The sequence below is a fragment of the Pseudomonas costantinii genome, assembly GCF_001870435.1.
Classification (GTDB): domain Bacteria; phylum Pseudomonadota; class Gammaproteobacteria; order Pseudomonadales; family Pseudomonadaceae; genus Aquipseudomonas; species Aquipseudomonas costantinii.
The window spans coordinates 98,819-125,098 of record NZ_MDDR01000003.1; the positions used below are offsets into that span (position 1 = coordinate 98,819).

At 59.0% G+C, this 26,280-nt stretch carries 20 protein-coding genes, 2 tRNA genes and 1 pseudogene; 10 read left to right on the top strand and 13 right to left on the bottom strand.

The genetic code is table 11. The features are described 5' to 3' along the window. The first annotated feature begins 127 nt into the window (after positions 1-127). The 3 genes from BFL40_RS00550 to BFL40_RS00560 all read left to right on the top strand — a co-directional run bounded on the left by BFL40_RS00550 (position 128) and on the right by BFL40_RS00560 (position 4,707). A complete protein-coding gene (locus tag BFL40_RS00550) occupies positions 128-3,031 on the top strand; it encodes an aminotransferase (protein ID WP_071482577.1) in 2,904 nt (967 codons plus the stop codon). Between the two features lie 121 nt (positions 3,032-3,152). After that, positions 3,153-4,259, top strand: coding sequence for an agmatine deiminase (gene aguA / locus BFL40_RS00555; RefSeq protein ID WP_071482578.1), 1,107 nt, complete (start codon positions 3,153-3,155; stop codon positions 4,257-4,259). A 235-nt stretch (positions 4,260-4,494) separates the two neighbouring features. Beyond that, the gene (locus BFL40_RS00560) at positions 4,495-4,707 is read left to right on the top strand and encodes a hypothetical protein (protein ID WP_071482579.1); all 213 of its coding nucleotides are present in this window, start codon (positions 4,495-4,497) and stop codon (positions 4,705-4,707) included. Between the two features lie 61 nt (positions 4,708-4,768). On the opposite strand, the gene BFL40_RS00565 is transcribed toward BFL40_RS00560, so the two are convergent. Beyond that, positions 4,769-6,856 (bottom strand): TonB-dependent receptor, encoded by a 2,088-nt coding sequence (locus tag BFL40_RS00565; protein ID WP_071482580.1) that lies wholly within the window; start codon positions 6,854-6,856, stop codon positions 4,769-4,771. A 410-nt stretch (positions 6,857-7,266) separates the two neighbouring features. Between BFL40_RS00565 and BFL40_RS00570 the strand changes: the two genes are divergently transcribed. Further along, a complete protein-coding gene (locus tag BFL40_RS00570) occupies positions 7,267-8,553 on the top strand; it encodes an OprD family porin (protein WP_071482581.1) in 1,287 nt (428 codons plus the stop codon). A gap of 73 nt (positions 8,554-8,626) precedes the next feature. On the opposite strand, the gene BFL40_RS00575 is transcribed toward BFL40_RS00570, so the two are convergent. Together BFL40_RS00575 and BFL40_RS00580 are read right to left on the bottom strand one after the other, a co-directional pair. Next, on the bottom strand, positions 8,627-10,756 hold the full coding sequence (locus tag BFL40_RS00575) for a M48 family metallopeptidase (RefSeq protein ID WP_071482582.1): 2,130 nt from the start codon (positions 10,754-10,756) through the stop codon (positions 8,627-8,629). A gap of 103 nt (positions 10,757-10,859) precedes the next feature. Next, positions 10,860-11,765 (bottom strand): AraC family transcriptional regulator, encoded by a 906-nt coding sequence (locus tag BFL40_RS00580; RefSeq protein WP_071482583.1) that lies wholly within the window; start codon positions 11,763-11,765, stop codon positions 10,860-10,862. 134 nt (positions 11,766-11,899) lie between these two features. Here BFL40_RS00580 and BFL40_RS00585 point away from each other — a divergent pair, with 134 nt between their 5' ends. Beyond that, positions 11,900-12,385, top strand: coding sequence for a hypothetical protein (locus BFL40_RS00585; RefSeq protein ID WP_071482584.1), 486 nt, complete (start codon positions 11,900-11,902; stop codon positions 12,383-12,385). Positions 12,386-12,432: 47 nt separating this feature from the next. On the opposite strand, the pseudogene BFL40_RS00590 reads toward BFL40_RS00585, so the two are convergent. Both BFL40_RS00590 and BFL40_RS00595 read right to left on the bottom strand, forming a co-directional pair. Beyond that, a pseudogene (locus BFL40_RS00590) lies at positions 12,433-12,687 on the bottom strand (DUF3077 domain-containing protein); the annotation flags it as partial. A 207-nt stretch (positions 12,688-12,894) separates the two neighbouring features. Then, a tRNA-Thr gene (locus BFL40_RS00595) sits at positions 12,895-12,970 on the bottom strand. Positions 12,971-13,431: 461 nt separating this feature from the next. Between BFL40_RS00595 and bcsQ the strand changes: the two genes are divergently transcribed. After that, positions 13,432-14,337, top strand: a complete 906-nt coding sequence (gene bcsQ, locus BFL40_RS00600; RefSeq protein WP_071482586.1) for a cellulose biosynthesis protein BcsQ — start codon at positions 13,432-13,434, stop codon at positions 14,335-14,337. A gap of 241 nt (positions 14,338-14,578) precedes the next feature. Here bcsQ and BFL40_RS00605 read toward each other — a convergent pair whose 3' ends face one another. The 5 genes from BFL40_RS00605 to BFL40_RS00625 form a co-directional block, all read right to left on the bottom strand. Then, entirely contained in the window at positions 14,579-15,766 is a 1,188-nt protein-coding gene (locus BFL40_RS00605) for a methyltransferase (RefSeq protein ID WP_071482587.1), read from the bottom strand. Beyond that, on the bottom strand, positions 15,747-16,436 hold the full coding sequence (locus BFL40_RS00610) for an ABC transporter permease (RefSeq protein ID WP_071482588.1): 690 nt from the start codon (positions 16,434-16,436) through the stop codon (positions 15,747-15,749). Before BFL40_RS00610 ends, BFL40_RS00605 begins: the two co-directional genes overlap by 20 nt. Next, on the bottom strand, positions 16,436-17,128 hold the full coding sequence (locus tag BFL40_RS00615) for an ABC transporter permease (RefSeq protein ID WP_071482589.1): 693 nt from the start codon (positions 17,126-17,128) through the stop codon (positions 16,436-16,438). Before BFL40_RS00615 ends, BFL40_RS00610 begins: the two co-directional genes overlap by 1 nt. A gap of 71 nt (positions 17,129-17,199) precedes the next feature. Beyond that, a complete protein-coding gene (locus tag BFL40_RS00620) occupies positions 17,200-17,952 on the bottom strand; it encodes an ABC transporter substrate-binding protein (RefSeq protein ID WP_071482590.1) in 753 nt (250 codons plus the stop codon). A gap of 13 nt (positions 17,953-17,965) precedes the next feature. Beyond that, complete coding sequence (locus tag BFL40_RS00625) at positions 17,966-18,739, bottom strand: ABC transporter ATP-binding protein (RefSeq protein ID WP_017138656.1); 774 nt, start codon at positions 18,737-18,739, stop codon at positions 17,966-17,968. Between the two features lie 555 nt (positions 18,740-19,294). Between BFL40_RS00625 and gabP the strand changes: the two genes are divergently transcribed. Continuing rightward, positions 19,295-20,686: a GABA permease gene (gene gabP, locus BFL40_RS00630; RefSeq protein ID WP_071482591.1), complete on the top strand. Its 1,392-nt coding sequence runs from the start codon at positions 19,295-19,297 to the stop codon at positions 20,684-20,686. Between the two features lie 74 nt (positions 20,687-20,760). Here gabP and BFL40_RS00635 read toward each other — a convergent pair whose 3' ends face one another. Continuing rightward, positions 20,761-21,174 carry a hypothetical protein gene (locus BFL40_RS00635; RefSeq protein WP_071482592.1) on the bottom strand — a complete coding sequence of 138 codons (414 nt, stop codon included), beginning with the start codon at positions 21,172-21,174 and terminating at the stop codon, positions 20,761-20,763. A 70-nt stretch (positions 21,175-21,244) separates the two neighbouring features. After that, positions 21,245-22,165, bottom strand: coding sequence for an alpha/beta hydrolase family protein (locus tag BFL40_RS00640; RefSeq protein ID WP_071482593.1), 921 nt, complete (start codon positions 22,163-22,165; stop codon positions 21,245-21,247). Positions 22,166-22,336: 171 nt separating this feature from the next. On the opposite strand from BFL40_RS00640, the gene BFL40_RS00645 reads away from it, so the two are divergent. The 3 genes from BFL40_RS00645 (at position 22,337) to BFL40_RS00655 (ending at position 26,047) form a co-directional block, all read left to right on the top strand. Then, complete coding sequence (locus BFL40_RS00645; RefSeq protein WP_071482594.1) at positions 22,337-23,302, top strand: arsenic resistance protein; 966 nt, start codon at positions 22,337-22,339, stop codon at positions 23,300-23,302. A gap of 87 nt (positions 23,303-23,389) precedes the next feature. Next, positions 23,390-25,030 (top strand): ArnT family glycosyltransferase, encoded by a 1,641-nt coding sequence (locus BFL40_RS00650; RefSeq protein ID WP_071482595.1) that lies wholly within the window; start codon positions 23,390-23,392, stop codon positions 25,028-25,030. A gap of 192 nt (positions 25,031-25,222) precedes the next feature. Continuing rightward, entirely contained in the window at positions 25,223-26,047 is an 825-nt protein-coding gene (locus BFL40_RS00655) for a class I SAM-dependent methyltransferase (RefSeq protein WP_071482596.1), read from the top strand. Between the two features lie 103 nt (positions 26,048-26,150). Here BFL40_RS00655 and BFL40_RS00660 read toward each other — a convergent pair. Next, positions 26,151-26,226, bottom strand: a tRNA-Phe gene (locus tag BFL40_RS00660). Positions 26,227-26,280 lie beyond the last annotated feature (54 nt).

The following is a 26,280-nucleotide window of genomic DNA, read 5'->3' on the forward strand; positions in this document are numbered from 1 at the left end:
ACATTGGGCGAATGAAGCATAGCTTGAGTTGTGAATCGGACCGGTGCAAGCGCGGTATGCGTGAGGGGTTGATTAACGCCCCCGAACAATGGCGATATAGACACCTAAAAAAACAGAGGTCGTCACAATGTTGCTCGCCACGTTGATCCATCGTGCCAGTTTGCCCTGCCCACAAGTGAGCGTTGATCACGCGGCGCGATTACTCGAGCAGCATTACGGCCTTACTGGCGCCTTGCAGTCGCTGGGCAGCCAACAAGACCTCAACTACAGAATCGACAGTGAACGTGGCCGGTTTGTTCTGAAAATTTGCCGGGGTGACTACGCGGCTGTTGAGCTGCAGGCGCAGCATGCGGCCCTCAATGACCTGCAAGCGCACGTGCGCGTACCCAAGGTTATCCGCGCCCGCACGGGTGAGGAGCTGCTGACCGTGAACGTCGACGGGCAAACGGTGCACCTGCGGCTGCTGGACTATATCGACGGCCAGCCCCTGACCCATCAGCCGCACCTTGGCCGCGACGTGATCGCAGGCTTTGGTGAGCTGTGCGGGCGGATGAGCCGCGAATTGGCCCGTTTCGAGCATCCGGGCCTGGAGCGCACCCTGCAATGGGACCCGCGCCACGCCCAGGAACTGATCACCCACTTATTGGCAACCTTGGAAAACCTGCCCCATCGCGCCGCGTTGGAGCAGGTGGCCGAGCAGGTTGAGGCGCACATTCGACCTTTGGCGCAGCGTTTGCCTTGGCAAGCGGTACACATGGACATCACCGATGACAACGTCGTCTGGCAGCGCGATGCCCAGCGGCATTGGCAGGTCCAGGGTGTCATTGATTTCGGCGACTTGGTGCACACCTGGCGTATTGCCGACCTGTCGGTGACCTGCGCGGCGCTGTTACACCATGCTGACGGCGATCCCTTTGCCATCCTGCCGGCGATCCAGGCCTTTCACGCGGTAACACCGTTGCAGCCTGAGGAGTTGCAGGCGCTGTGGCCGCTGATCGTCGCCCGTGCGGCGGTGCTGGTGCTCAGCAGCGAACAACAGCAACGCCTGGACCCGGATAACACTTACTTATTGAAAAACGCCGAGCATGAGTGGGAAATTTTCCATGTGGCGACGTCGGTGCCATTTGAGTTGATGAACGCGGCGATTCTGCGTTGCGTCGGTGAGATATTGCCGCCGATTGCCAGCCAAGACTTCGCCCCGTTGCTGCCGGGTCTGGTGGGGCGTGAGTTCGCGTTGATCGACCTGGGCGTGCTCAGCCCGCACTTCGAGGCCGGTAATTGGGCGTTGCCCGGTATAGACCGACGGCTGCTGGATGAAGCGGCGGCGGTGCATGGGCTGGCGGCGAGTCGATATGGCCAATACCGGTTGTCGCGCACTTGCCCCGACAGTGCTATCGAGCCGGACACATTCCCACTTCACGTGGAGTTGCACCTTCCCCACGGTACCGTGTTGGAAGCGCCTTTCGCCGGGACGCTGCGCCAGGGCGCCGATGGCTTGCTGTGTTTGCATGACGCCCAGTTGAGTGTGCGTTTATGGGGCGTGAAAACGTCGTTGAAGCCTGGCTCGGTGCTGGTGAAAGGGCAAGTACTGGGCGAGGTCCATGCACCACTCACCGTACAGTTATGCCGTGCCGATCTTGAGCCGCCGTTGTTCTGCACACCCTCTCGGGCGTTGGCGTGGCAGGCCTTGTGCCCCTCACCGGCTTCGTTACTTGGGCTGGCGTGTGATGCCGAGCCGGAGTTGGACCCCGATGCCCTGCTGGCCCGGCGAGACGCCAGTTTCGCTCGCTCGCAGAAGCATTATTACGTCGACCCGCCGCGTATCGAGCGCGGTTGGCGCAATCATCTGATCGACATGCAGGGCCGTTCCTACCTGGACATGCTCAACAACGTTGCCGTACTAGGCCATGGTCACCCGCGCATGGCGGCGGTGGCGGCGCGCCAGTGGTCGCTGCTCAACACCAACTCGCGCTTCCACTACGCGGCGATTGCCGAGTTTTCCGAGCGTCTGCTGGCGTTGGCGCCGGAGGGTATGGACCGGGTGTTTTTGGTCAACAGCGGCACCGAGGCCAATGACCTGGCGATTCGCCTGGCCTGGGCCTACAGCGGCGGGCGCGACATGCTCAGCGTGCTTGAGGCTTACCACGGTTGGTCGGTGGCGGCAGACGCGGTGTCCACCTCGATTGCCGATAACCCCAAGGCGTTGATCAGCCGGCCGGACTGGGTACACCCGGTGACCGCGCCGAATACCTATCGCGGTGAGTTCCGCGGGCAGGACAGTGCGCCGGATTACGTACGAAGCGTGGAGCACAATCTGGCGAAAATCGCTGCGAGCAAACGCCAATTGGCCGGTTTCATCTGTGAACCGGTGTACGGCAATGCGGGTGGTATTTCCCTGCCGCCGGGCTATTTGCAGCAGGTGTATGGATTGGTGCGCGCCCAGGGCGGTGTGTGCATCGCCGATGAGGTGCAGGTGGGCTACGGCCGCATGGGGCATTTTTTCTGGGGTTTTGAAGAGCAAGGCGTGGTGCCGGACATCATCACCATGGCCAAAGGCATGGGGAACGGCCAACCGCTGGGCGCGGTGATCACCCGGCGAGAAATCGCCGAGGCGCTGGAGGCCGAGGGGTATTTCTTCTCATCCTCGGGGGGCAGTCCGGTCAGTTGCCGTATCGGCATGGCAGTGCTGGATGTGATGGAGGAAGAAAAACTGTGGGAAAACGCCCAAGTCGTGGGTGGGCATTTCAAGGCACGCCTGGAAGAGTTGATTGATCGTCACCCGTTGGTGGGTGCCGTTCACGGTTCCGGCTTCTATCTGGGCCTGGAGTTGGTTCGTGATCGACAAACCCTGGAGCCTGCCACCGAAGAAACCGCGCTGCTGTGTGACCGCCTGCGGGAACTGGGGATTTTCATGCAGCCGACCGGCGATTATCTCAACATTCTGAAGATCAAGCCGCCGATGGTCACGTCCAGACACAGCGTGGATTTCTTTGTCGACATGCTGTCGAAGGTGCTGGATGAGCAGTTGTAGATAATCGATTGTTATCGACTGTTTTTTGTAATATTTACCATCCATGATCTTTTATCGCTTTTAAGGCCGATTTTTATCCGTTATAAAGTCGTCCATCACCCCATTCGGAGTCCTGATCGCCATGACCACCCTGCACAGCACACCTCGCGCCGATGGCTTCCATATGCCTGCCGAATGGGCACCACAGACCCAAGCCTGGATGATCTGGCCTGAGCGCCCGGACAACTGGCGCCTGGGCGGCAAGCCGGCGCAGGCGGCTCACGTGGCGGTGGCCAAGGCTATTGCGCGTTTTGAGCCGGTGACCGTGGCCGTTTCTGCCGGTCAGTATGAAAATGCCCGCGCGCATTTGGACGTGCCCAATATCCGCGTGGTGGAAATGTCCAACGACGACGCCTGGGTACGGGACACTGGTCCGACCTTCGTCATCAACCACAGCGGCGAAGTGCGCGGTGTGAACTGGGATTTCAACGCCTGGGGTGGTTTTGACGGCGGCCTCTATGCGCCATGGAACCGTGACTCGCAGGTGGGCGGCAAGATCCTTGAGATCGAGCGCGCGCCGCGCTACCGCACTGAAGGTTTTGTGCTGGAAGGCGGTTCGATTCATGTCGACGGTGAAGGCACGCTGATCACCACTGAAGAATGCCTGCTGAACCGCAATCGCAACCCGCACCTCGATCGCGCGGCCATCGAAGCGGTGCTCAGCGCCAATCTGGCTGTGGATAAGATCATCTGGTTGCCGGATGGCCTGTTCAACGATGAAACCGATGGTCATGTAGATAACTTCTGCTGCTACGTGCGTCCGGGCGAGGTGTTGCTGGCTTGGACCGATGACCCGCAAGACCCGAACTACGCGCGCTGCCACGCCGCCATGGACGTGCTGCAAAGCAGCACGGATGCCCAAGGGCGCTCGTTCACAGTGCATAAAATGCCGATCCCGGGGCCGCTGTATGCCACTGAAGAAGAATGCGCCGGTGTCGACTTGGTGGATGGCAGCCAGGAGCGTAACCCAACCGTGCGGTTGGCCGGCTCTTACGTCAACTTCCTGATCGTCAACGGCGGCATCATCGCGCCAAGCTTCGATGACCCGCTGGACAGCCAGGCCAAAGAGATCCTGCAGAACCTGTTCCCGCAGCATGAGGTGGTGATGGTGCCGGGCCGCGAACTGTTACTGGGCGGTGGCAACATCCATTGCCTGACCCAACAACAGCCGGCACCGCACAAAAACTGAGTGCAGTTGTAACAACATCTGGGTGATGGCCTAGCGCCACACTCCTGATAGTGCTCACAGCAAGCCCGCGGCCCAGCAAGGTCGCGGGCTTTTTTGTGTCCGAATGCCTATAAACACGGGACATTGGCATAGCTCTTGTATCGGTGTTGCCACAGTAACCGAGGGTGATGACTGCACAGTTCTGTCACAAACCTTGAGTAAGTTAGCCGCTCACGCAGTAGGAGAGAGCGCTGAAATGAATGCCGATATCAACCTGATCTATACGCGCCCGTTCCACCCGACGCGGGTCAACGGTGATGCGATCCATGCGCTGGCGCTCTGGTTGAAGGCAAACGGCTCGCGACAGGTCAGGCAACCTGATCTACGCAGCGTGATAAGTGAACGGTACCCAGTGGGGTTGTTGAGTGAGGATGAAGTGCGGGTGTTGTGTGAGCTGATGAAAAGCTGAAGAGCTCGGCGATCAAAATGTAGGAGCTGGCTTGCCTGCTCCCACATTGACCCGGTGAAACTTAGAAGCTGTAAGTGCCTGTAACGACGAGGCTACGTGGCTCGCCCGGCTGAATCTGCGCCGCGCTGGTCGCCGAGGCGTAGTAGTTTTTGTCGGCGATGTTGTTCAGCGCCGCGCGTACATCCCATTCCTTATGGCGGAAACCGGCCAACGCATCCCAGCGGCCATAACCTGGCAGTACCACGGTGTTGAGGTTGTCGGCATAGCGGTCACCGACCAGGGTCAGCCCGGTTTCCGCGTACCAGCCCATTTCCGGCTTCCATGTGATAAACAGGCTGGCATTGCGCTTGGCCACATCGCTGATGCGCTTGCCTTCAAAGCCGTTGTTATCCTTCTCGACCTTGGCATCCTGCAGGCCGACACCACCGCGCATATACCAATTACCGACGATCTTGCCGGTGGCCGTAAGCTCCAGGCCGCGTGAACGTTGTACGCCAGTCAGCAGGGTGATAGTGCGGTCCAGCGGGTCGGTGGTGCGGCGGTTGTAGAGTTCCAGTTCGTACACGGCCAGGGTGGTGCTCAGGCGGTCGTCGAGCCAGTCGCTCTTGACCCCGATTTCCTTTTGCCGGGTCAGCTCGGGGCTCAGGTCGTTGACGCTGCCTGCAGCGTTCGGAGTGATGCCAATCAAGCCGCCGCCTGCTGGCGAGAAGGTCTTGCTCCAGGATGCGTAGAACGAGTGATGCTCCACCGGCGTCCACACCACGCCGATGCGCGGGCTGGTGCTGCGGCTCTGAACGTCCTGCTGGGTGTTGAGCACTTTGCTGGTGGTGTCGACGTCGAAGTGGTCGTAACGCAGGCCGGCCAGCACTTGCCATTGATCGTTGAGGCGCAGTTGATCCTGCACGTAAAGGGCGCGGCTCTCGACTTCAGTGTGGTTGTAACTGGAAAGACTCATGCGCCCGGTGTGGCTCAGGTGGCGATTGGGCTGGTTGAGGTCCAGGCTCGGTACAGCCTGGCCACCCCGGCCGACGGCGGTAGCGGTGTACAGCTTGGGATCGCGGCGTTGGCTGCCCAGCTCAAGGCCGGTGAGCAGGCGGTGTTCCAGGCCGAAGGTGTCGAAACCACCTTCCAATTCCAGGTTGTTGAAGACGTTACGGGTGCTCAGGTCCTGCTGCCAGCGTTGGCGTGTCACCTGTTTCGTCGAGGCGGTGTAGCCGGTCTGGTAGGTGTTGTCGAAATCGCTATCGAGCTTGAATACACCGAGCGTGTGGCGCAGTTGCCAATTGTTGTTTAGCTCATAAGCGAGCTTGGAACGCAGGGACTGGGATTTGTCGTCGATGTAATCGCGGCTGTCAAAGTAAGTGGCGCTGCGGCTCACATCCGCCGGGCGACCGTTGACCCCGGGAATGCCGCGATCCGGCGTGCGGTTGTAACGGCTGTATTCGTATTGCACCAACCAATTCAGATCGGGCGTCAGTTGCCAGCTCATGGACGGCGCAAACAGCTGGCGGTTGCCACTGACGCCGTCGCGAAAGCTGTTGTTGTCCTGGTTACCCATGTTTAGGCGCAGGCTGATGTTATCGGTGGGATCGGTGCTGAGGTCCGCATACAGGCTGCGCAAATCATTACTGCCGCCTTGGGCTTCGATGCTGGATTTGTGGCCTGCCTGGGGCAATTTACTCACGCGGTTGACGATCCCTCCCTGGCCGCCTCGCCCATAAAGCACCGCTGCCGGGCCTTTGAGTACTTCGATGCGCTCGATGTTATGCAGGTCGCGCACGTATTGGCTGTCGTCGCGAATGCCGTCCAGATAAAAGTCGTTGCTCGCGTCGAAACCGCGGATGCGCAGGCTGTCAAAGCGTGTATCCGCGCCGCTGCTCACGTTGGGAATACCGCTTAACGCCTGGCCCAGGTCGTTGGTGCCGTAGGAACGCAGGCTTTCGGTTTTCACTGAGTCGATGGCCTGGGGCACATATCGCACTGAGGTTGCGGTGCGGGTGGCGGTGTTGGTCTCCTTGACGCGCGGGTCGTCTTCATCAGCTTCGGCGCTGATAGAGGTTTCAGGCAAAACGGTGGCGGCACAGGCAAAACCAGAGGACAGCAGAACAGAAAGCCCTAGGGTGATGGGCGTCAGGCGAGAGGCAGACATGGGGGCATGTATCCGAAAGGTTTGGAAAGAAAATGATGCGCTAATGGTAATGCTTTGCATTTGCGCACGTTATCTATTACCAAATATGCAGAGTACAAAAAATGTTACGTGATGTGTTTTTTAGGCGGGCTGAAGGGTTTTACAGACTTTCGCGAAGGCTCTGCAGAGCGCTCCTTAGACTTTTTTCGCCTAAATACAGACGATTCACGAAATTGACACACAGTTCAACGCGCGCATAGGATTGCGCCCAACGCCTGTGGCTAACCGCCATGACTCATCCAATAAAAAAAGGCCCGCGGCAGTTCAGTCGTCCGCGGGCCTTCTTTTTTCTGGAAAAAGTCGACACCAGAAAAGCAACACGGAGCCTGGTGTCACAGCGCGTACTCAACCAGTAATAAGGAATATAAGAAATGTTGAAGCAACGGATGGGTCTGATCGCTCTGGGGATTTTGAGCGCAACTCAGGCAATGGCAAACGACCAGGAGCAATCCAAGGGTTTCGTTGAAGACAGCCACCTGAATATCGCAGCACGTAACGCCTACATCAGCCGTGATTACAAAAACGGCAAGCAAGACAAAGCCGAATGGGGCCAAGGCTTCATCGGCAAGTTCGAGTCCGGCTTCACCCAAGGCACCGTCGGTGTGGGTGTGGACGCAATCGGCCAATACGCTATCCGTCTGGACGGTGGTAAAGGTCGCAGTGGCGCGGGCGGTATCGACTTCTTCAAACAAGGTTCCGACGGCGAAGCTGCACGTGACCTGTCCAAAGGCGGCGCTGCCGTGAAGTTCCGCGTATCCAACACTGTGCTCAAGTACGGTGATCAGTTCCCGGCCGTGCCTGTCCTGCAGTACGACAACTCTCGCCTGTTGTCGGAAACCTACACTGGCACCTCGATCGTTTCCAAAGAGATCGCTGGCCTGCAACTGGACGCTGGTCACTTCACCAAGGAAGCGCGCAAGAGTGCCGAAGGCACTGACAGCGGTGGCCTGAAAAGCATCGACTACATCGGTGGTAGCTACAAATTCACCGAAAGCCTGTCGGCGGCTCTGTACGCCTCCAACATGCAAGACGTGCTGAAGAAGCAATACGTCAACGTCAACTACGTGCTGGCACTGCCAGAGAAACAATCGTTGACCTTTGACTTCAACGGCTACAAAACCAAGCTGGACCGCAGCTTCGCCCTGGAAAACCAAGGTGATGCGGACGCCCGCGACAACAAAATCTGGAGCTTGGGCGCCACGTGGGCTGTTGGCCCGCACAGCTTCACCGTCGCTCACCAGCGCAGCACCGGCGACACCGGCTACCTGTACGGCGGCTACCGCAACGCTGGCGGCATCGGCGACGGTGGCAACACCATCTTGCTGGCCAACTCCTACTGGTCCGACTTCAACGGCAAGGATGAGCGTTCCTGGCAAGCAGGCTACGGCCTGGACTTCAGTGCGTTCGGCGTGCCTGGCCTGACCTACAACATCGCTTACGTGCGCGGCACCAACATTGACGACGGTTCCAACCGCGGCAGTGGCACCGAGCGTGAAATCTTCAACCAGTTCAAATACGTCGTTCAGAGCGGCCCAGCCAAAGACCTGAGCCTGCGCGCTCGTGCGTCCTGGTTGCGCGTCTCCAACAACGCCAGCAACTACAACGTTGGTGGTAACGAGATCCGCCTGTTCGCCGACTACCCGATCAACGTTTTCTAATTGATCCGGCGTCGCGCCTGTTTCCAGGCGATAAAAAACCCCGACTGGTTCGGGGTTTTTTTATGCCTGTGGCCTAGTCCTGGCGGCTTTGCAAAATCTTGCGGGCGTTACAAGCGTTCACATAATCAAGCATCAGCGACAGCCCTTCGAAGGGCTCGATTTTCTTGTTGTCGATACACAGCTGCGCCATCAGCAACAGTACCTGGCGCTTCTTCTTGTTGACCCGCGCACCGGGCACACCGAACGCGGTTTTACGTCGCTCGGGCAACGGTGCTTCCGGCGTCAGCTCCACGGTCACCCAGATCCCCTGGGCAAATTGCAGTGTGACATTGGCGATGTGTTCGATCGGTAAAGGCTGCGCCAGGTTGGCGAACACAAAGTGCTCCGGCGTCAGGCGCAACGCGGTCTGCGGTGCGCGCTTGAAGCGACGGATGCCCATCCACAGAAAGATCAACGCGATGCTGCCGATCGCTGCCCCCGCGCCCACGGCCGACAAGGGTGTACCCTTCAAGCGTTCCGGAGCAAACCAGGGCCGACTCATGATGCCCAGCCCAAGCAACACAAAAGGTAGGGCCAGCACCGCCATCAGCGTGCCGCGCCAACGGCCACCTTCATGCAGCGCACGCTCGCCCTCGGTCGAAGCGGCCATGGTTTCCAGCAGGTGGGTGTGGGCCGTGTTTTCGGAGACCGACACGGCAAGCAAGTCGCGGGAGAGCTGTTCTCGTACGCAGTGCGGCGCGTTGAAACAGGCGTCGATTTGCGCATTGGCGGCGTCGACATCCACGGCCCGAAGGGCGCTGCGCACAGCGTCCTCCAAGTGCGCCTGCAACGCTTGCAGGCGCTCGCCATTTGAAGGGTGGGAATCGGTAGGGTGGGGCTGATGAATCTCCAGCGCCTCGGGCGGCAGTTGCAACTCACTGCCTCGCAATGCAACAAGCACGGCGCCGGGCAGGTCGACTGCTGAGGTTTCTTCACAGAGCACCCCTAATGAGTCTTCGACATGCGGATGCAACACCGACACCCGCAACAACGCCGAGGCGGCCGCTGCATTGCCCACCAGCCGGGCCCCGGCGGCATCCGCCAACAACTCCCGTTCTCGGCTCCAATGATTCACCGCGTGATCAAAACGCTGCATGAAAAACACGCCGAACATGAACGAAGGCCGCATCAACCAACCCTGGATCAGGTCGCTGACCATCATCGTTGCGACCAAGGCGCCCAAGCTGCGATTGACGCCGTCGTAGATCGGCACGAAGCGCAGGCTGTATTCAGTGTCTTCACCTACAAAATGCGCCAGCTCGTGACCGATCACGGCGCCGATTTCCTCCTGGCTAAGCAGCCCCAGGTACAGCAACGGCACATGCAGGGTGCGACCGCTCAACGGCGTCTCGGCCGGCATCACGGTGGCTGGGCTGGAGGTCACATAAAAGCCCTGGGTCAGGCTTACCACGATATGGTCCGGCGGCAACGCGCCCAGTGTGTGTGCCAGCTCGCGCACACGGCGCCACAACTCGGGCGCCTGCTCGGGCGTCACCACCTGCCCGAACATCTCAACCGGCGTGGGTTCGAACATCGCCAGCATGTGCCGCAGTTGTTTGAGCAACTGCCAGATCGAATACACGCTGAACGCGGCAATCACCCCCAGCACGGCCATCAGCTTGACCTCGCCACTGCCCAGACGGCCGATATGCCACAACGCCAAGCCTTCGAAACTCAACACCAGTGCTACCGTCGATGCCATTGCCATCACATGGCTCACCAGCACATAAGGCAACAGCCGGCTACCGAGGGAGAACACCTGCAACAACTTTTCCCGCGACTGTTGCGCGCGCAAACCCGCCCAGTGCGTGCCGGCCAGCGCGGCCACACCGATGAAGGCCGCGATCAGCCCAAGGCCAATCACCCACGGCGCCAGCGCACGCAACGCGTGGTTTACGCGATGCGCAGTGGGCAACTCGGCTTCAATTTTATCCAGCCGTGAGAGTGCTAGCGGCACGCTGATTTTTTCTTTGCCCAAGTCGACCTGAGCTGCCGGGTCTTGCGTCGCCAGCTTCCGCAATTGGAGTTTGGCGACGACCACGTCGGCGCTGTAATCGATCAATGCGCTGTTTGACTCGGCAGCACGCTGGCGCTCCCAGCCACCGAGGGCGGCCAGCAGCAGCGGGAAAATGACGAGCAGGCAAATCAGCTTCAGGGCGTTCATGGGAGTCCGTTCACAACGCAGAGATCTTGGTTATACCGAAAAGGTCTGTAGCGCAGATAGAGGGAGGCAAGCAACTGGGCGGATTCAAAACGCCGGGCACTGATCAGAGCACGCCCCGGCCTTTACTGCTCGGGGCGTTGTCATCACGTGGCGAGCGACCGAAAAAGGCTTTATAGGCGCGACTGAAAGCCGCTTCGGACTCATAGCCAATGGCAAAGCCGATTTCTCCGATGCGGCTGTCGTGTTTCGCCAGCATCGTTTTCGCCAGTGTTAACCGCCATTCATTTTGGTAACGCAACGGCGAGCGTCCTACCAGCGAGCTGAATCGGTCGCAGAAATTGGACCGTGACATGCCGGCAATTTCAGCCAGCGAATCGATACGCCACTGCCGCCCCGGCGTTTCGTGAATGGCTTTCAGTGCCCGAGCTATACGTGCGTCCGATAACCCGCCCAGCCAACCGGAAGCAGCGTTTTGATGCACCCAGGTTCGCAGGATACGAATAACCGTCAGATCTATAAGGCGCGAGATCATCAGCGCTCCGCCCGGTTGCGTGTCATTGGCTTCAAGCAACATGAAATGCAGGATGCCTTCCGCCCAATCTGCCGCCTGGGTTTTTCGGATGTGGATAAGTCGGGGCAGGGCAAACAGCATTGCCTGGAAACTGCTCGCATCGAACCAGAACCGACAGATCACAACCGCCGCCGGCCCATCACAGGCGGTGATCCTGACCCCTGAAGGGTTGTGGGGAAGCAAGATGATATCGCCTTGCTCCAGCGTCACTGCCGGCTGATCGACGTCTTCGAGATGTAGCCGACCTTGCTGAACCACGCAAATATGAGCGCTCTGCCGGTCGAGTTCGAGGCATTGCGCATTGCTCAGCGCGGTTGAGTAAACACGGTCTCCAGTCAGGCGAATTTGCGCCAAAACCTGAGACAGCAAATCACCCTTGGCAAGCCCTTCCAGCTTCATTTCCGGATGAATGATCAAATTTTCGAGGGGATTCATCATGTCTGGTTGCCCACGCTTTCTCTAAGCTGACTCCCGAGATCATAGCGTGCTGATGCAACCAAAACGAAACCGTCGAGGCCGTTTCCGGCACTGATCGTTTATGCACATCATCCAATCACATGGGAACACATCAAATGTTCGGAATCTCCGCCCTTGGCTGGATACACACCCTCGGCAGCCTGCCCGCCATTCCCCTGGCGGCTTATATGTTCATTCGACACGGACGCATCGTCCCCCGCTCAACGCCAGGTTTGCTCTACCTGGCGTCGATGCTGATCGGTGCCTTCACTGTGTTCCTGGTCGCGCACCAACCCGTCAGCAACATCATTGGCGTCATTACCCTTGCACTGCTGCTGGCCGGTTATGGCGTGGGGCATATCGCCTGGCTGGGGCGAGCGCGCGCGTACCTGGAAACCATTTTCTTGAGCCTGACCGCTTTTTTCCTGATGGTGCCCACAGTCTCCGAGACATTGCGCCGAGTCCCCGACGGCCACCCAATAGTCACCGACCTGCACTCGCCAGTGCTGATTGGCGCGCAAGGCAGTATTGCGCTGGCGCTCGTCATTGGGCTGGGCGCGCAGATGCTGTACTTGCGCAGGAAAGGCGGTCGGTTGGCCTAACACCGCCAATAAGAACGCCCCGGCATTCACACGCTGGGGCGTTTTGCTTATTGCCCGTTATTACAGGGCGACTCCAATACCTTCACTACATCATCAATCACCGCCTTGCTCATCTCCTGCAAATAATGCGACGCCCAGGCATAACGGTCCGTCTCCTTCGTCATCGCCGCATCTTCTGCGAGCAACTTGGCGACGTGGAGTAAATCGGAAACGTGGTGCAAGGCTTCATGCAGGGAAACACCGCTGTTGACGCGGAACAGAGGTTGGTCGGAGTGAAAGGCGAAGGGGGTGACGCCGAGGGTGTTGGAGGGGGGAGCTAGCGGCTGATGTGATTATCTGTTTTATGAGGGCGCCATAATTATTGGCCACCCATAATTTCGCATAAAGGTTGAGAGGTTGGTGAAAGGGAGTAGCTGCGGGGGGGGAACCGGTCTACTTCACTGCACGATCGAGATTCAAGCGCCAGAAACAACAAAACCCTCACATTTCTGCGAGGGCTTCGTCTTATATGGTGCCGGCACCAGGAGTCGAACCCGGGACCTACTGATTACAAGTCAGTTGCTCTACCAACTGAGCTATACCGGCGTGTTAGGGCGACGATTATAGCGATTGGCAAGCTTCTGTAAACCCCTGAATTCTGACTATTTTTGCAGAAATGAATGTTTTTTTGCGATCGCTGCTTTTTCATCGCCATAAGGGTGCTCTACAGCCGGGGCCCCGGGTGTGCCGAGGGCCTTTAAACCGGGCCAATTTCCATCCCACAATTGTCCGCAAACTGACATCTGGCTCCATCCCTTCAATCCCAGCTACAGAATCTGTGCATCCACCCAGTTTGGTGGCGACAGAGGGGTTTCAGCTGTCCGGATGCTGGTCATTAAATTGACTATTTACCGTTCATCTAAAAAATAACCAATAAAAACATCAAAATAATGACACTTTACCATTGCTGTCACAGAATGCTTTAACTGCGACGCCTTCAAGAAGACCTCCGGTGAGAACTGCTTGCCGCCCTTCACGTCTTTGAGCTGCGTCGTGAGGAGCAGGCTATGAGCCTTAGCGATGAACTTTTGGCGTTGTTCGGCAAAAATGTCACCCACGATGCACAAGGGATTGATGCGCGGATGCACTTTTTTGGCAGCGTTCCTGGCGACGAAGGCGCCCACCCACAATCCCAATCCACTGATACCGTCGTGCTGCGCCCTAAAGTCGTGGCGCTGGTGTCGATGAATGGCGGTGTTGGGCGTAGCACCTTGGTCACGGCCTTGAGCAGCGGTTTGCAGCGCCATGGCGAATCGGTGGTGGCGCTGGATCTGGACCCGCAAAATGCCTTGCATCGTCACTTCGGCGTCAGTTCGACATTGCCCGGTATTGGGCGCACCAGCCTGGAGCATGGGCAATGGAGCCCGTTGCAACAACAGGGCTTTGCCGGTTGCCAGGTGATTACCTTCGGCGATACCGACGTCCAGCAGCAGGAAAGCCTGGAGCGCTGGCTCAAGCATGAGCCTATCTGGCTGGCGCGGCGTCTCTCGTCTTTGGGCTTGAGCGAGCAGCACACGGTGATCATCGATACGCCCGCCGGTAATAACGTCTATTTTCATCAAGCCCTGAGCGTTGCCGATGTGGTGTTGGTCATCGTACAAGCTGATGCTGCGTGCCTTGGCACGCTGGACCCTCTGGATCTATTGCTGGCCCCGCACCTTGAGGGCGAGCGCCCACCCAGTGTGCATGTGGTGGTCAACCAACTGGATGAGAGCAATGCTTTTAGCCTGGACATGGTCGACGCGTTCAAACTACGCCTGGGAAAAGCGCCGTTGGAGGTTCATCGCGATATGGCGATCAACGAGGCGTTGGCGTTTGCTGCCGACCCGCTGGACAGCGTGACGAAGCGGATGGCCAGTGACGATCTCAACGAAATTTGCCTGCTGTTGAAAGCGTCGAGAAGAAACGCATAAAGCGCGGTTTATACGCTTAACGCCAGATGCTTATGCACAATCGGTTGGTTGCGACTGTCACGAAACAGCCATTTTGTGGAGCCGTTCTCAATGTGCTGCAACTGCCTGTTTTGTGTGCGTTTTATTTTGTGAACAAAAAATGACCAGCGTGGCTTTTGGCCTGTAGCGTTGATTGCTACAGCTTCTGTAAAGAATTCATCAACAGAGTTATCCACAGGGCACGCGTAGGAAAATTTGCCCCCTAATCGCGCTCGGCCAGCACCATCAAGTTGCGCGGAGTCAGCGCCGGTTCACAGAAGCTGCCTATCTCGACCTTATAGCCTTGCTCTGACAGGAATAAGGCCCGATCCAGCACCAGCCACATTTCCAGCGGCCGCCGAAACAGACCCCGTACCAACTCTAGATTGCGGACTTCGGCCAGGCGGCGCCAACCGTGTGCCTCCAGCGCCAGCCAATCCTGCTCACCTGTGGATAAGCCCTTGAGGCCAGCCAGCTCTCGGCAATAGTCGGCGAAGGGTTTATCCAGCCAACTGGCAGGCAGGGACGGCGTGGGCAAGTATTCGTCGCAGTTGCGCAATTGCCGTTGCAACTGATCAAAGCCCAGGCGCCGGGCCATGGAGGTGTCTCGTTGCTGGCGCACCCGTTTGCCTGCGGTGACGGTCTCGCTCAGCGGCAGGCCCAAGTCGTCGATCGACAACTGCAAGGCCGATGCGCGGCCTGCGCCGGACAGTGCTTGGTAGGTGTCGGCGTTGATGCGGTTGTAGCAGCAAGGCGCCAATGCCAGTTGTTTGCAGCCGGCAGCGCTGGCCAATTGCAGCAAGCGTACGTGCAGGTCGCCGCAGGCATGCAGGGCGATAGGGGTGTATTCCGGGCCGATCGACACATCGGCCATCACGTCTTGCAGGCGATGGGTGACGGGCAAACCGTGGTGGTCGCTTAAGGCTTGGCCGGAGGCGATCAAGGCTGGGTCGTATTCCAGGCAGGTCAGTTGTTGGCCAGGTTGCAGCAGGCGTCGGCCGAGGTGACCTTTGCCGGCGCACCAGTCCAGCCAGTGCATGGGTGTTTCAGCAAACTGCAGGGCGGCGCCGAACGCTTCGATCTGTTGCCACTTGCGGCCGGGTACATCGACGTTGAGGCGGTGGCGGGCAGGTTCCAGGGGATGCGCAGGTAACTTATCCACAGCGCTGAGGTGCAGGGCTTGTGCGGCCAACTGTGGAAAAGGCGCTGGCGCCGGCAGGTCATGGGGCAGGTTGTTACTGCTTTCGGCGTCAGCCAGCGAGCGCTGACGCAGCCACTGGGCCAGCTCGGGATGCAGGGTTTCCCAGGGTAATTGCAGGTGAACAAAGGGCCGTGGTCGCCACAGCCCTTGATGTTCAGTCAGGAACGCATCCAGCGCCTGGAAGCGTGCTTCAACGTCCTTGGCAAGCATCGACGCGCAGCCAGCGTTCCAGCAGTTTGAAGGCGCGCACCAGGAGGTAGGAGATCAGCAGGTAGAACACGCCGGCGGTGAAGAACATCTCAACCGTCAGGTAGTTGCGCGCAATGATGGTCCTGGCCATGCCGGTCAGTTCCAGCAGGGTCACGGTACTCGCGAGGGAGCTGGCCTTGAGCATCAAAATGACTTCGTTGCTGTAAGCCGGTAGTCCGATGCGCGCTGCGCGAGGCAGGATGATGTAGATCAGCGTTTTCGGCTTGGACATCCCCAGCGCCCGGGCCGCTTCAATTTCACCCGGCGGGATGGCCTGGATGGCGCCGCGCAGGATCTCGGCGATGTAAGCCGCGGTGTGCAGCGTCATGGTGGCCGTGGCGCACCAGAAAGGATCGCGCAGGTAAGTCCACATGAAGCTTGCGCGTACAGCATCGAATTGGGCCAGGCCGTAGTAGACCAGGAACAACTGTACCAGCAGCGGCGTACCACGAAAGAAGAAGATGTAGGCGTAGGGCAGTGAGCGAACATACCAGCGCTTGGACGAGCGAGCGATGCCCAGTGGGATCGCCAGGATCAGGCCGAGAATTACCGCGATGCTCACCAGTTCCAGAGTCAGGACGGCGCCCTGGATAAACTTCGGCAGCCACTTATAGATGACTTCCCATTCCATTACGTCGTCCTCACGAAGCCGCGGGCGGCGCGTTTTTCCAGGAAGTGCATACCCACCATCGATAGCGACGTCAGGCACAGGTAAATGAACGCGGCGACGAGATAGAAGGTAAACGGCTGCTTGGTCACGGTGACGGCGATCTGCGCGTGGCGCATGATTTCTTCGAGGCCGATGACCGTGACCAGCGCGGTATCTTTCATCAGGATCATGAACAGATTGCCCAGGCCCGGCAGGGCGATGCGCCACATCTGCGGCATGATCAGGCGGGTGAAGATGCGAAACTTTGACAGGCCCAACGCCACACCGGCTTCGCGGTGGCCCTTGGGAATGGCAATGATCGCGCCCCGCAATACCTCGGTGGCGTAGGCACCAAAACACAGCCCCAGGGCGATCACGCCCGCAGCGAAGGCGCTGAGCGAAAGATCGGGGATGTTGAAAATTTCACCCAGTTCACGCATCGCATTGATCGTGCCGAAATAAATCAGCAAGACCCACAGCAGTTCCGGTACGCCGCGAACGATGGTCGAGTAGGCACCGCCCAGCCATTGCAATGGCTTGTACGCAGAAGTCTTGGCCAAGGCGCCGGCAAGGCCGAGTATCAGCCCCAGGCACAGAGCCGTGAGCGCCAGTTTGACGGTCATCAGCGCGCCGGCAAGCAGCGCCGGGCCGAACCCGTAGAGATCGAAATTCATGGTGTTTTCATATCGCAAGGCATTGCTAAAAGCCGGCGCGCTGAAGGTGCGCGCCGGGCAAGTCGCTCAGATCATTCGATGCTGAACGGGAAGTACTTGTCGTTGATCTTCTTGTAGGTGCCGTCTGCCTTGATCTCTGCCAGGGCTTTGTTCAGGCGCTCGCGCAGCGGGTCGCCTTTGCGTACGGCGATACCGATCTTGTCGCTTTCAACCACCGGGTCGCCTTTGAACTCGTAGGCGGAACCGTCTTTGCTCTTGAGCCATTCGTACTGCACGTACTTGTCGGCGAGGATCCCGTCCAAACGGCCGGAAGTCAGGTCGAGGTAGGCGTTTTCCTGGGTGTCGTAGAGCTTGGCGGTGGTTTCCGGCAGCTTGTCTTCCAGGTAGGTACCGGCGAGCGTCGCGCGTTGGGCGCCGATGATCTTGCCTTTCAGGTAACCGGCGTCGGTCTTGAAGTCTTTGGTGGCTTTAGGCGCGATGAATTGCAGCTTGTTGGAGTAGTACGGGTCGGTGAAGTCGACAGCTTGCTTGCGTTCATCGGTGATGGACAGCGAGGACACCAGGAAGTCGAACTTCTTGGCGTTCAGGGCCGGGATGATGCCGTCCCAGTCGGACACATACACTTCACACTTCTCGATTTTCATCTTGGCGCACAGGGCGTCGCCGATGTCTTTGTCGAAGCCCACGACGTTGCCGCTGGCGTCTTTATTGTTGAAGGGCGGGTACGCCGCTTCGATCCCCATTTTCAAGGTTTCTGCCATGGCCGTGGCGCTGAACGCCATCGAGACGGCCGCGGCCAGAAGGAATTTTTTATAGTTCTGCATGCATGTTGCTCCGTTAGCGGTTGCTGGACATGAATTGTTTGCAGCGCGCCGAAAGCGGGTTTTCAAACACCTGCTGTGGCGATCCTTGCTCTTCGACCAGGCCCTGGTGCAGGAACACCACTTCACTGGAAACCTGACGGGCGAAGCCCATTTCATGGGTGACCAGCAGCATGGTGCGGCCTTCTTCGGCCAGCGCGCGGATCACATTAAGTACTTCCTGAACCATTTCCGGGTCAAGGGCCGAGGTGGGCTCGTCGAACAGGATGACCTTGGGCTGCATCGCCAGGGTGCGCGCAATGGCCGCCCGTTGTTGCTGGCCGCCGGACAATTGCGCGGGGTAGGCGTGGCGCTTATCGCTGATGCCGACCTTGGCCAGCAGGGCTTCGGCCACTTCTATCGCTTCGGCCTTGCTCTGGCCAAGTACACGGCGGGGCGCCTCGATGATGTTGTCGAGGATGCTCATGTGCGGCCACAGATTAAAGTTTTGAAACACAAAACCGATTTCGCTGCGCAGGCGGTTGATCTGTTTGCCATCGGCGGCCATCAGTTCGCCGTTTTTTGCAGCCTTGAGCTTGAGCTCTTCACCGGCGACCAGGATCTGCCCCTGGTGCGGGTTTTCCAGCAGGTTAATGCAACGCAGGAACGTGGACTTGCCGGAACCGGAGGAACCCAGGATCGAGATCACATCGCCGTCGCGAGCGGTCAGCGAGATACCTTTGAGTACCTCCAGCTCACCATAGCGTTTATGCAAGTTGCGGATTTCAAGTGCGGGCGCGGCCTCGGCCATGTGCGGTCCTCATTGTGTTCATTGCGTTCGACGCTGTTGGGCCGCCTTCCTGGCGAGGCGCCAAGCTAGCATAGCGTTCGGATGACAGCCAACAGCGCTGCGGACGGTTAACGGGTGGTCTGCGGCAGGGTGTCGCATCGGCACAGCAGCGTGTCGCGCCATCAACAACCCAACAGCCGTTTGAACCCGAAAATCCACAGGCTTCGCGTAAAAAAGGGCGCGATGGTGCCAGCTTTGGCCGGGTGTTGGAAGGGTTAACCGGGTAAACGGTGCTTATCAGCACTTTTATGGAGCGTCACGTACTTTTCGTGTGCGTTTTTGGTGCGCAATCTCGTCTTGAAAGTGAGTCGCCCGGTAACGCTATAGCGGAATGCCATTATTCTCAATGACTTGCGACAGCTGTTGAGTTGTCCTACAGCCCGCGTCAATCGTGGCTTTGTAATATTTTGGCGCAAATCTTGCGTAAAAAATAAAGAACGCCCTGTTGGTTTCTTTTCACGAGAAAGATCGCAGGCCGGGCGGACTGTTTTCGCAATTCCTCGTAAAGGTGTGTCAATGAGTAGTACGCAAAGCTCCAATGACCTCGAACAGGGGCTCAAACCGCGTCACGTCACCATGCTGTCGATTGCCGGCGTTATTGGTGCCGGTTTGTTTGTCGGCTCCGGCCACGCGATTGCCGCCGCCGGGCCTGCTGTGCTGTTGGCCTATGCGGCTGCCGGTACGCTGGTGGTATTGGTGATGCGCATGCTGGCCGAGATGGCCGTGGCCTCGCCGGACACCGGTTCGTTTTCCACCTACGCCGACCGTGCGATCGGTCACTGGGCCGGTTTCACCATCGGCTGGCTGTACTGGTGGTTCTGGGTGCTGGTGATTCCGTTGGAAGCCAACGCCGCTGCGACCATCTTGCATGCCTGGTTCCCTGACGTGGCGATATGGGCGTTTACCCTGATCATCACCTTGCTGCTGACGGCGACGAACCTGTTCAGCGTGAAGAATTACGGTGAGTTCGAGTTCTGGTTTGCGCTGATCAAAGTCGTGGCGATTGTCGGCTTTGTGATCCTTGGCCTGGCCGCGATCTTTGGCTTCCTGCCGACCAGCCAGGTCAGCGGCGTTTCGCACTTATTTGACACCCAAGGCTTCATGCCCAATGGCATGGGCGCAGTATTGGCTGCGATCCTGACCACCATGTTCTCCTTCATGGGCACCGAGATTGTCACCATCGCGGCGGCTGAGTCGAAGAACCCTGGCCAGCAAATCACCAAGGCCACCAACTCGGTGATCTGGCGGATTGGTTTGTTCTACCTGCTGTCGATCTTCATCGTTGTGTCGCTGGTGCCTTGGAACGATCCGACCCTGGCGGCCGTAGGTTCCTACCAAACCGTGCTGGAGCGCATGGGCATCCCGAATGCCAAGCTGATCGTCGACCTGGTGGTATTGGTTGCCGTGACCAGTTGCCTCAACTCGGCGCTGTACACCGCCTCGCGCATGCTGTTTTCCCTGGGGCGTCGCGGTGATGCACCGGCCGTGGCCAAGCGCACCAACAAAAGCGGCACACCTTACTGGGCGGTGATGCTGTCCACTGGCGCAGCGTTCCTGGCGGTATTCGCTAACTACGTGGCCCCGGCGGCGGTATTCGAGTTCCTGCTGGCCAGCTCCGGCGCCATCGCGTTGCTGGTGTACCTGGTGATCGCGGTATCGCAACTGCGTATGCGCCAGAAGCGCACGGCGGCGGGCGAGAAAATTGTGTTCAAGATGTGGTTGTTCCCGGGCCTGACCTACGCGGTGATGGTGTTCATCGTCGGCACGTTGACCATCATGCTGTTCCAGGAAGCGCACCGGGTCGAGATTATCGCAACCGGTATCCTGAGCTTGCTGGTGGTGTTGGCGGGGTTGTTTGTGGCGAGCCGTCGCAAGGCCCAGAGAGTAGGCGCTGCGGTGCTGAACTGATGGCGTGCGGTTGTTAGAGCGCAGCTAAACCATGTGGGAGCCGGGCAAGCCCGGCTCCCACATTTGCTTATGCGTCAGTCTTGCGAGTTGACCAGCGCCTGGGACGCCGCAACGTAATCCGCCTGGAACTGCGGCGATTCAATCCACGCCAGCGCGGCCGCTTCATCATCGCTATCCGTGGCCCACTGCCGATATTCGATCAGCGCCGCCAGGATAAAGTCGGTGGCTTCCTCTTCGCCTTCCTGCTCCAGCACCAGTGCCAGCAACGGGTGCGCCAGGAATACCGCACACAGCGCCTGCTGGCTGGTCTCGCCCGCCGTGCGCATCTCGACAAACAACTCGGTCAAGTCCACCGACTCAAGGTCAATGCGGCTGTCATCGCCGGCAAACGCATCCGGCTTGGTCGCGACGGCGCGCTGGGTACGGTTCTGCTTGGCCTTGGCCTTTGCCCGGTGGGCACGTTTTTGCTGCTTGTTCGGCGAGGCCATGGGCTCACGTCCTTGGTTCAGGATCTGGGTGGCGTATTGAAGCGCAGGTTGGGGGAAATCCCAAGGGAATCTAAGTGCGTTCCGTCACACGGTGCCCTGGTGTGCCTTGCGCCAACTCGCCTTGTTGCAGCCATGCCAATGCAATCGGCCACAACCGGTCCTGATACTCACTGCGAAAGAATGCAAAATGTCCGACGCCTTTTTCGCCAATATCTTCCGGGGCGATCCGTAGATGAGTGCGCACGCTGCCTTTGAAATAGCTCAGTAAGCGCTCAATTGCGGCCACCGTTCCGAATGGATCATCGGTGATACTGACGGCCAGCACCTGCGCCTTCACGCGGCCAAATGGCAACTCACTCAAGGTGCGTCCGCTAGGGCGTGTTTCATACGTCGGCGTCGGTGTTGCCCAGTCGCGCACCACGCCTGCCGGCGTATCTTCCAGCCAGCCCAGTCGCTTGCCTGGGAAGTACCCGCACAGCGCGGTCACCAGCGGCATCATCACATGCCACTTGCCAAACATCCGCCAGCGCCCACTCGCCTGGTAATCGCGCCAGTAAGCGAACTGAGCGCCCACTGTCACAATCCGTCGAATCACCGCGCCCGACGCCCCCAACCCCGCTGCACAACCACCAAAACTGTGGCCGACCACGTCAATTGGCTGCCCCGCAAACTCCCGTTGCGCCCGCTGCAGCACCGCTTCGAAATCCAGCACGCCCCAATCCGACCATGACGCCTTGAAGCCTCGCAGCGAACCGCTTCTGGATTCACCGATGCCGCGATAATCGTAAGTAATGACGTCGAAGCCATTGGCAAACAGGTAGTCGGCGAAGCGCGAATAGTGGCGGCAGCGCACAGAGGTGGCGGCGTTGATGATCACCACGGGGCGTGTCGGGTCGGTTCTGATATGGCGCCAGGTGAAGCCGCCCAGGAGGTAGCCGTCGGCAGCGGGCTCGCGGAATGTTTCTGGAGCGGGTCGTGTGGGCAGGTTCATGGGGCGGCTCGGTGCTTGCGCTTTCGGTATGGGCTTGAAGGCCCGCGCGCTTTTATAAGAAACCGAAATTAACAAATTTAGCGCGGCGTGGGCGTAAGGATTGTCGCGATGCTCGACCTTATCTGCTTGGGTGCTTAGGCTTACGGTCTTTTGATCGACCAGAGTCAGCCCATGACCCGCGACACCCTCGAACACAACCAGATCCCGATCTACTTCGTCGCAGTCCTCCTGGCTGTCGCGTTCGGCGTGCTGGCCCCCTCGTTGGCGCATGGCCTGAGCGTACTGGTCACCCCCGCGATTGCGGTGCTGATGTACGCGATGTTCCTGCAAATCCCGTTTCTGGACCTGCGCCAAGGCTTGGGCAACAAGCGCTTCATGTCGGCATTGTTGCTGGCCAACTTCGTTTTGATCCCGCTGCTGGTCTGGGCGCTGACGCGGGGGCTGGTCGACCACCCGGCGATTCTGGTGGGGGCGCTGTTGGTGCTGCTGACGCCGTGTATCGACTACGTGGTGGTGTTTACGCATATCGGCAAGGGCGATTCGCGGCTGATCCTGGCGGCGACGCCGATTCTGTTACTGCTGCAACTGGTGCTGTTGCCGGTGTATCTGGGGGTGATGCTCGGGGCGCAGTCGCAAGTGGTTGTTTCGGCGGGGCCGTTTATTGAGGCGTTCCTGTTGCTGATCGTAGCGCCGATGGTGCTGGCGGTGTTGACCGCTTCCCTGTCCCGGCGATCGCGTGTCATCGGCGCATGGAGCGAGGCCTGGGCCTGGCTGCCTGTTCCGGCCATGGCGCTGGTGTTGGTGGTGGTGATCGGTTCGCAAATCACTACCGTGGTGCGCGATATAGCCCTGCTGGCTCCAGTGATCCCGGTGTATGTCGGCTTCTTGCTGCTGGCGCCGCTGATGGGAGCGCTGGCAGCGCGGCTGTTCAAGTTGCCGGCCGTCACGGCCCGGGCGGTCACGTTCAGCGCTTCCACGCGCAACTCGCTGGTGGTGCTACCACTGGCCTTGGCGCTGCCTGAAGATATTCGTGGGTTGGCCGCTGCCGCGGTGATCCTGCAGACCTTGCTCGAGCTGATTGGCGAGTTCATCTACGTGCGCTGGGTGCCACGGCTGGTATGGCCCGTCGATCGCTAGGGCGATGAATGTTTGACTTCGTTCAGGCGCTATTCAGGGATGGGGCGGGCAACATGGCGCGGCTCATTTCACCTGACAGGCTTAACAATGGATCAACACAATCGCTTTCGAATGGAATCGCTGGGTATTTTTCTGATTGCCTTGCTGCTGTTTACCCTGGGGATCTGGGATCAGGCCCCGCAGGGCTTTGACGGCCGCTGGGCCGTGTTCATGCAAGAGATGTTTCGTCACGGCGCGAGTCTCTTTCCTAGCACCTATGGCGAGCCTTATCCGGATTACCCGGGTACCGCGACCTATTTCAGTTTTCTCTTCGCCCGCTTGTTCGGAGCGCCCAACGTCTTGGCCAACATCATGCCCACCGCCTTGGCTTCTGCTGGGGTGATGGCGCTGATCTACCGCTTGCTGGTGCCTTCCGGCCGAGCATGGGCGCTGCTGACGGTATTGCTTACCGCATTGACTGCTCAGTTGTTGGAAAAGTCGCGCTCGGTATGCCTGGATCAAATGGTTTCCTTGCTGTGCCTGGGGTGTTTCTACCTACTGCATACCGGTGAGCGCACCGGCTCGAAGCTCCGGCAGTATGCGGTCTTCCCCTTGTTTGTGGTGGCGTTCGCTATTCGTGGGCCGCTGGGGTTGATCGAGGTCTGTGGGGTTGCCTGTGTGTATTGGGCGCTAAGCCCGGCCGGTACTCGGGAAGACAGGATTTTCCTGCTGAAAAAGGTGATTGCCCACGGTGTTATCGGCCTGATCCTGCTCGCCGGTTGCTGGTGGGTACTGTTGAAGCTGGCCCGGTTCAGCGGGGGTGACAGCTTTGCCGATGACGTGCTCAGGATGCAGGTGGCCGGTCGCCTCGACGAAACCGGCGAGCCGTTTTACTTCTACTTCAAGCTGAGCCTGTACCGCTATTTCCCGGTGGTACCCCTGGCGCTGGCGACGCTGATTGCCCTGCGTCACAAATGGTCGCTGCGTCATGCGGATGCCGACGTACAGCTAATGCTGCGCCTGGGCGCCTGTGGCCTGATGATTCTGTTGGGGTTGTCGGTCCCGCACTTCAAGCGGGCCTATTACATTGTGCCCATGGTGCCCATGTTTGCCGCTGTGGCTGCGTATGGCCTGCTTCAGGCTCAAGGCTGGCTGCTTAGCGTACGCCGCGGTTATGAGTGGCTGGTGGCGCTGTTACCGGCTCTGGCGATCCTCGCGGTGTTTGTTTGCCGCTATTTGTGGAACAAGCACGGTTACTGGCCTGACGTTTCCGTGCCGGTATTGGTGGGCGTGCTGATTGTTTTGCAGTTGGCTGCCATCCTTGTCTGGCAGCGTTTACAGGGCCGTGTGGCGCAGCGCCTGGTGATACTCAGTTTGATCGCCCTGGCCACCCAGTGGCTGGTGCTGGTCAAGGCGGTTGAGCCGTCCAAGGACCTGCAATTCGACACCCGCAGCTTTGTGGGTGCGGTAGAAAAACTGCGGGCCGGGAACCCGGGGACGCTGGTGTTCCTCAACCTCAACAAAGACACCTGGGCGATTCGCTACATCATGAACCTGGATCACGACGAGCAGCCGCTGTTTATTGGTGGCAATCAGTTAGAGCGGTTGCAGACATTACCTCGTCCGGCCTGGGTCATTGTGGCGCGCAAAGAAACCGAGCTGCTGCGCGGTACGCCGCTGGAACATCTTGCGCCGGTATTCAATGGGCGACTGAATGACAATCCGCTGTTGGTTTTCCAGGTGCAGTGAGTCAGTCGCCGTACTCATCATGGCGGTTAGGGCTAGGCCTTTGGGTAAATAGTCCCGTTGTCGCGCAACGGGACGCTGGCTCCATGCTTTCGCCTTAGTCGCTGTGCTTACAAATCTCCCCTATTTTCGCAGCGTAACTCTGTCCCAGAATCCCGGCGTCGTTTAGACACAAACCTGAATCCGGGAACTCACATGACCAACTATCTGCACCTGAACCGGGCCAATTGGGATGAGCGCGCTGCGCTGCACGCCGAGTCGCCCGACTATGCCTTTCAAGCCTTCGTCGAAGACCCAGGCTTCCTCTCCGAAGTCGTGCGTTTTGACCTGCCGCTGCTGGGAAGTATTGCCGGCCTGCGCGGTGTTCACCTGCAATGCCACATTGGCACCGATACCTTGTCGCTCTCCCGGTTGGGCGCGCAGATGAGCGGGCTCGACTTCTCTGCGGCGGCATTGGCCGAGGCGCGTGCGCTGGCAGAGCGCGCCGGCGCGCACATCGACTTCGTCGAGTCGGACGTTTATAGCGCCTCGACGGTGCTGCCGGCCGGTAGCTTTGACTTTGTGTACACCGGCATCGGCGCACTGTGCTGGATACCCAGCATTGACGACTGGGCTCGCAACGTCAGTGAGCTGCTCAAGCCGGGCGGCCGGTTGTTCATTCGCGAAGGCCATCCGGTGATGTGGGCGGTCGACGAACGTCGTGATGACCTTTTGTCCCTCACGCTGCCGTATTTCGAGCGAGAAGAACCGCTGGTGTGGGATGACGCGAACACCTATGTGCAAACCGATAAAACGCTGACGGCGTCGGTGACTCACCAATGGAACCATGGGTTGGGGGAAATCATCAGCGCGCTGCTCAAGCACGGCCTGCAGATAACTGGGCTGACTGAGCACCAGAGCGTGCCTTGGGAGGCGTTGCCGGGTCAGATGAGCTGCGACAGTCACGGTGAGTGGCGACTGAATGAGGCGCCGTGGCGGTTGCCGCTGAGCTATACCCTGCAAGCGATCAAGGGCTCGTGAGTTTCCCCTGCTCGGCAGGACAAATCGCAGGCAACAAAAAACCCGCACTAGGCGGGTTTTTTGTGTGTTTCAGATGACATTTGCACCACCTGAAACTAATTAGTGGTGCCCAGAGACGGAATCGAACCGCCGACACGGGGATTTTCAATCCCCTGCTCTACCGACTGAGCTATCTGGGCAACGGGGCGCATTAAACGGGTTTTTCGGGGGGTCGTCAAGCAAGTTTTCAAAAA

Excerpts from the sequence above, each read along its gene's own strand:
- BFL40_RS00550 (WP_071482577.1), top strand. The coding sequence starts at position 128 with ATGTTGCTCGCCACGTTGATCCATCGTGCCAGTTTGCCCTGCCCACAA.
- aguA (WP_071482578.1), top strand. The coding sequence starts at position 3,153 with ATGACCACCCTGCACAGCACACCTCGCGCCGATGGCTTCCATATGCCT.
- BFL40_RS00560 (WP_071482579.1), top strand. The coding sequence starts at position 4,495 with ATGAATGCCGATATCAACCTGATCTATACGCGCCCGTTCCACCCGACG.
- BFL40_RS00565 (WP_071482580.1), bottom strand. The coding sequence starts at position 6,856 with ATGTCTGCCTCTCGCCTGACGCCCATCACCCTAGGGCTTTCTGTTCTG.
- BFL40_RS00570 (WP_071482581.1), top strand. The coding sequence starts at position 7,267 with ATGTTGAAGCAACGGATGGGTCTGATCGCTCTGGGGATTTTGAGCGCA.
- BFL40_RS00575 (WP_071482582.1), bottom strand. The coding sequence starts at position 10,756 with ATGAACGCCCTGAAGCTGATTTGCCTGCTCGTCATTTTCCCGCTGCTG.
- BFL40_RS00580 (WP_071482583.1), bottom strand. The coding sequence starts at position 11,765 with ATGATGAATCCCCTCGAAAATTTGATCATTCATCCGGAAATGAAGCTG.
- BFL40_RS00585 (WP_071482584.1), top strand. The coding sequence starts at position 11,900 with ATGTTCGGAATCTCCGCCCTTGGCTGGATACACACCCTCGGCAGCCTG.
- bcsQ (WP_071482586.1), top strand. The coding sequence starts at position 13,432 with ATGAGCCTTAGCGATGAACTTTTGGCGTTGTTCGGCAAAAATGTCACC.
- BFL40_RS00605 (WP_071482587.1), bottom strand. The coding sequence starts at position 15,766 with ATGCTTGCCAAGGACGTTGAAGCACGCTTCCAGGCGCTGGATGCGTTC.
- BFL40_RS00610 (WP_071482588.1), bottom strand. The coding sequence starts at position 16,436 with ATGGAATGGGAAGTCATCTATAAGTGGCTGCCGAAGTTTATCCAGGGC.
- BFL40_RS00615 (WP_071482589.1), bottom strand. The coding sequence starts at position 17,128 with ATGAATTTCGATCTCTACGGGTTCGGCCCGGCGCTGCTTGCCGGCGCG.
- BFL40_RS00620 (WP_071482590.1), bottom strand. The coding sequence starts at position 17,952 with ATGCAGAACTATAAAAAATTCCTTCTGGCCGCGGCCGTCTCGATGGCG.
- BFL40_RS00625 (WP_017138656.1), bottom strand. The coding sequence starts at position 18,739 with ATGGCCGAGGCCGCGCCCGCACTTGAAATCCGCAACTTGCATAAACGC.
- gabP (WP_071482591.1), top strand. The coding sequence starts at position 19,295 with ATGAGTAGTACGCAAAGCTCCAATGACCTCGAACAGGGGCTCAAACCG.
- BFL40_RS00635 (WP_071482592.1), bottom strand. The coding sequence starts at position 21,174 with ATGGCCTCGCCGAACAAGCAGCAAAAACGTGCCCACCGGGCAAAGGCC.
- BFL40_RS00640 (WP_071482593.1), bottom strand. The coding sequence starts at position 22,165 with ATGAACCTGCCCACACGACCCGCTCCAGAAACATTCCGCGAGCCCGCT.
- BFL40_RS00645 (WP_071482594.1), top strand. The coding sequence starts at position 22,337 with ATGACCCGCGACACCCTCGAACACAACCAGATCCCGATCTACTTCGTC.
- BFL40_RS00650 (WP_071482595.1), top strand. The coding sequence starts at position 23,390 with ATGGATCAACACAATCGCTTTCGAATGGAATCGCTGGGTATTTTTCTG.
- BFL40_RS00655 (WP_071482596.1), top strand. The coding sequence starts at position 25,223 with ATGACCAACTATCTGCACCTGAACCGGGCCAATTGGGATGAGCGCGCT.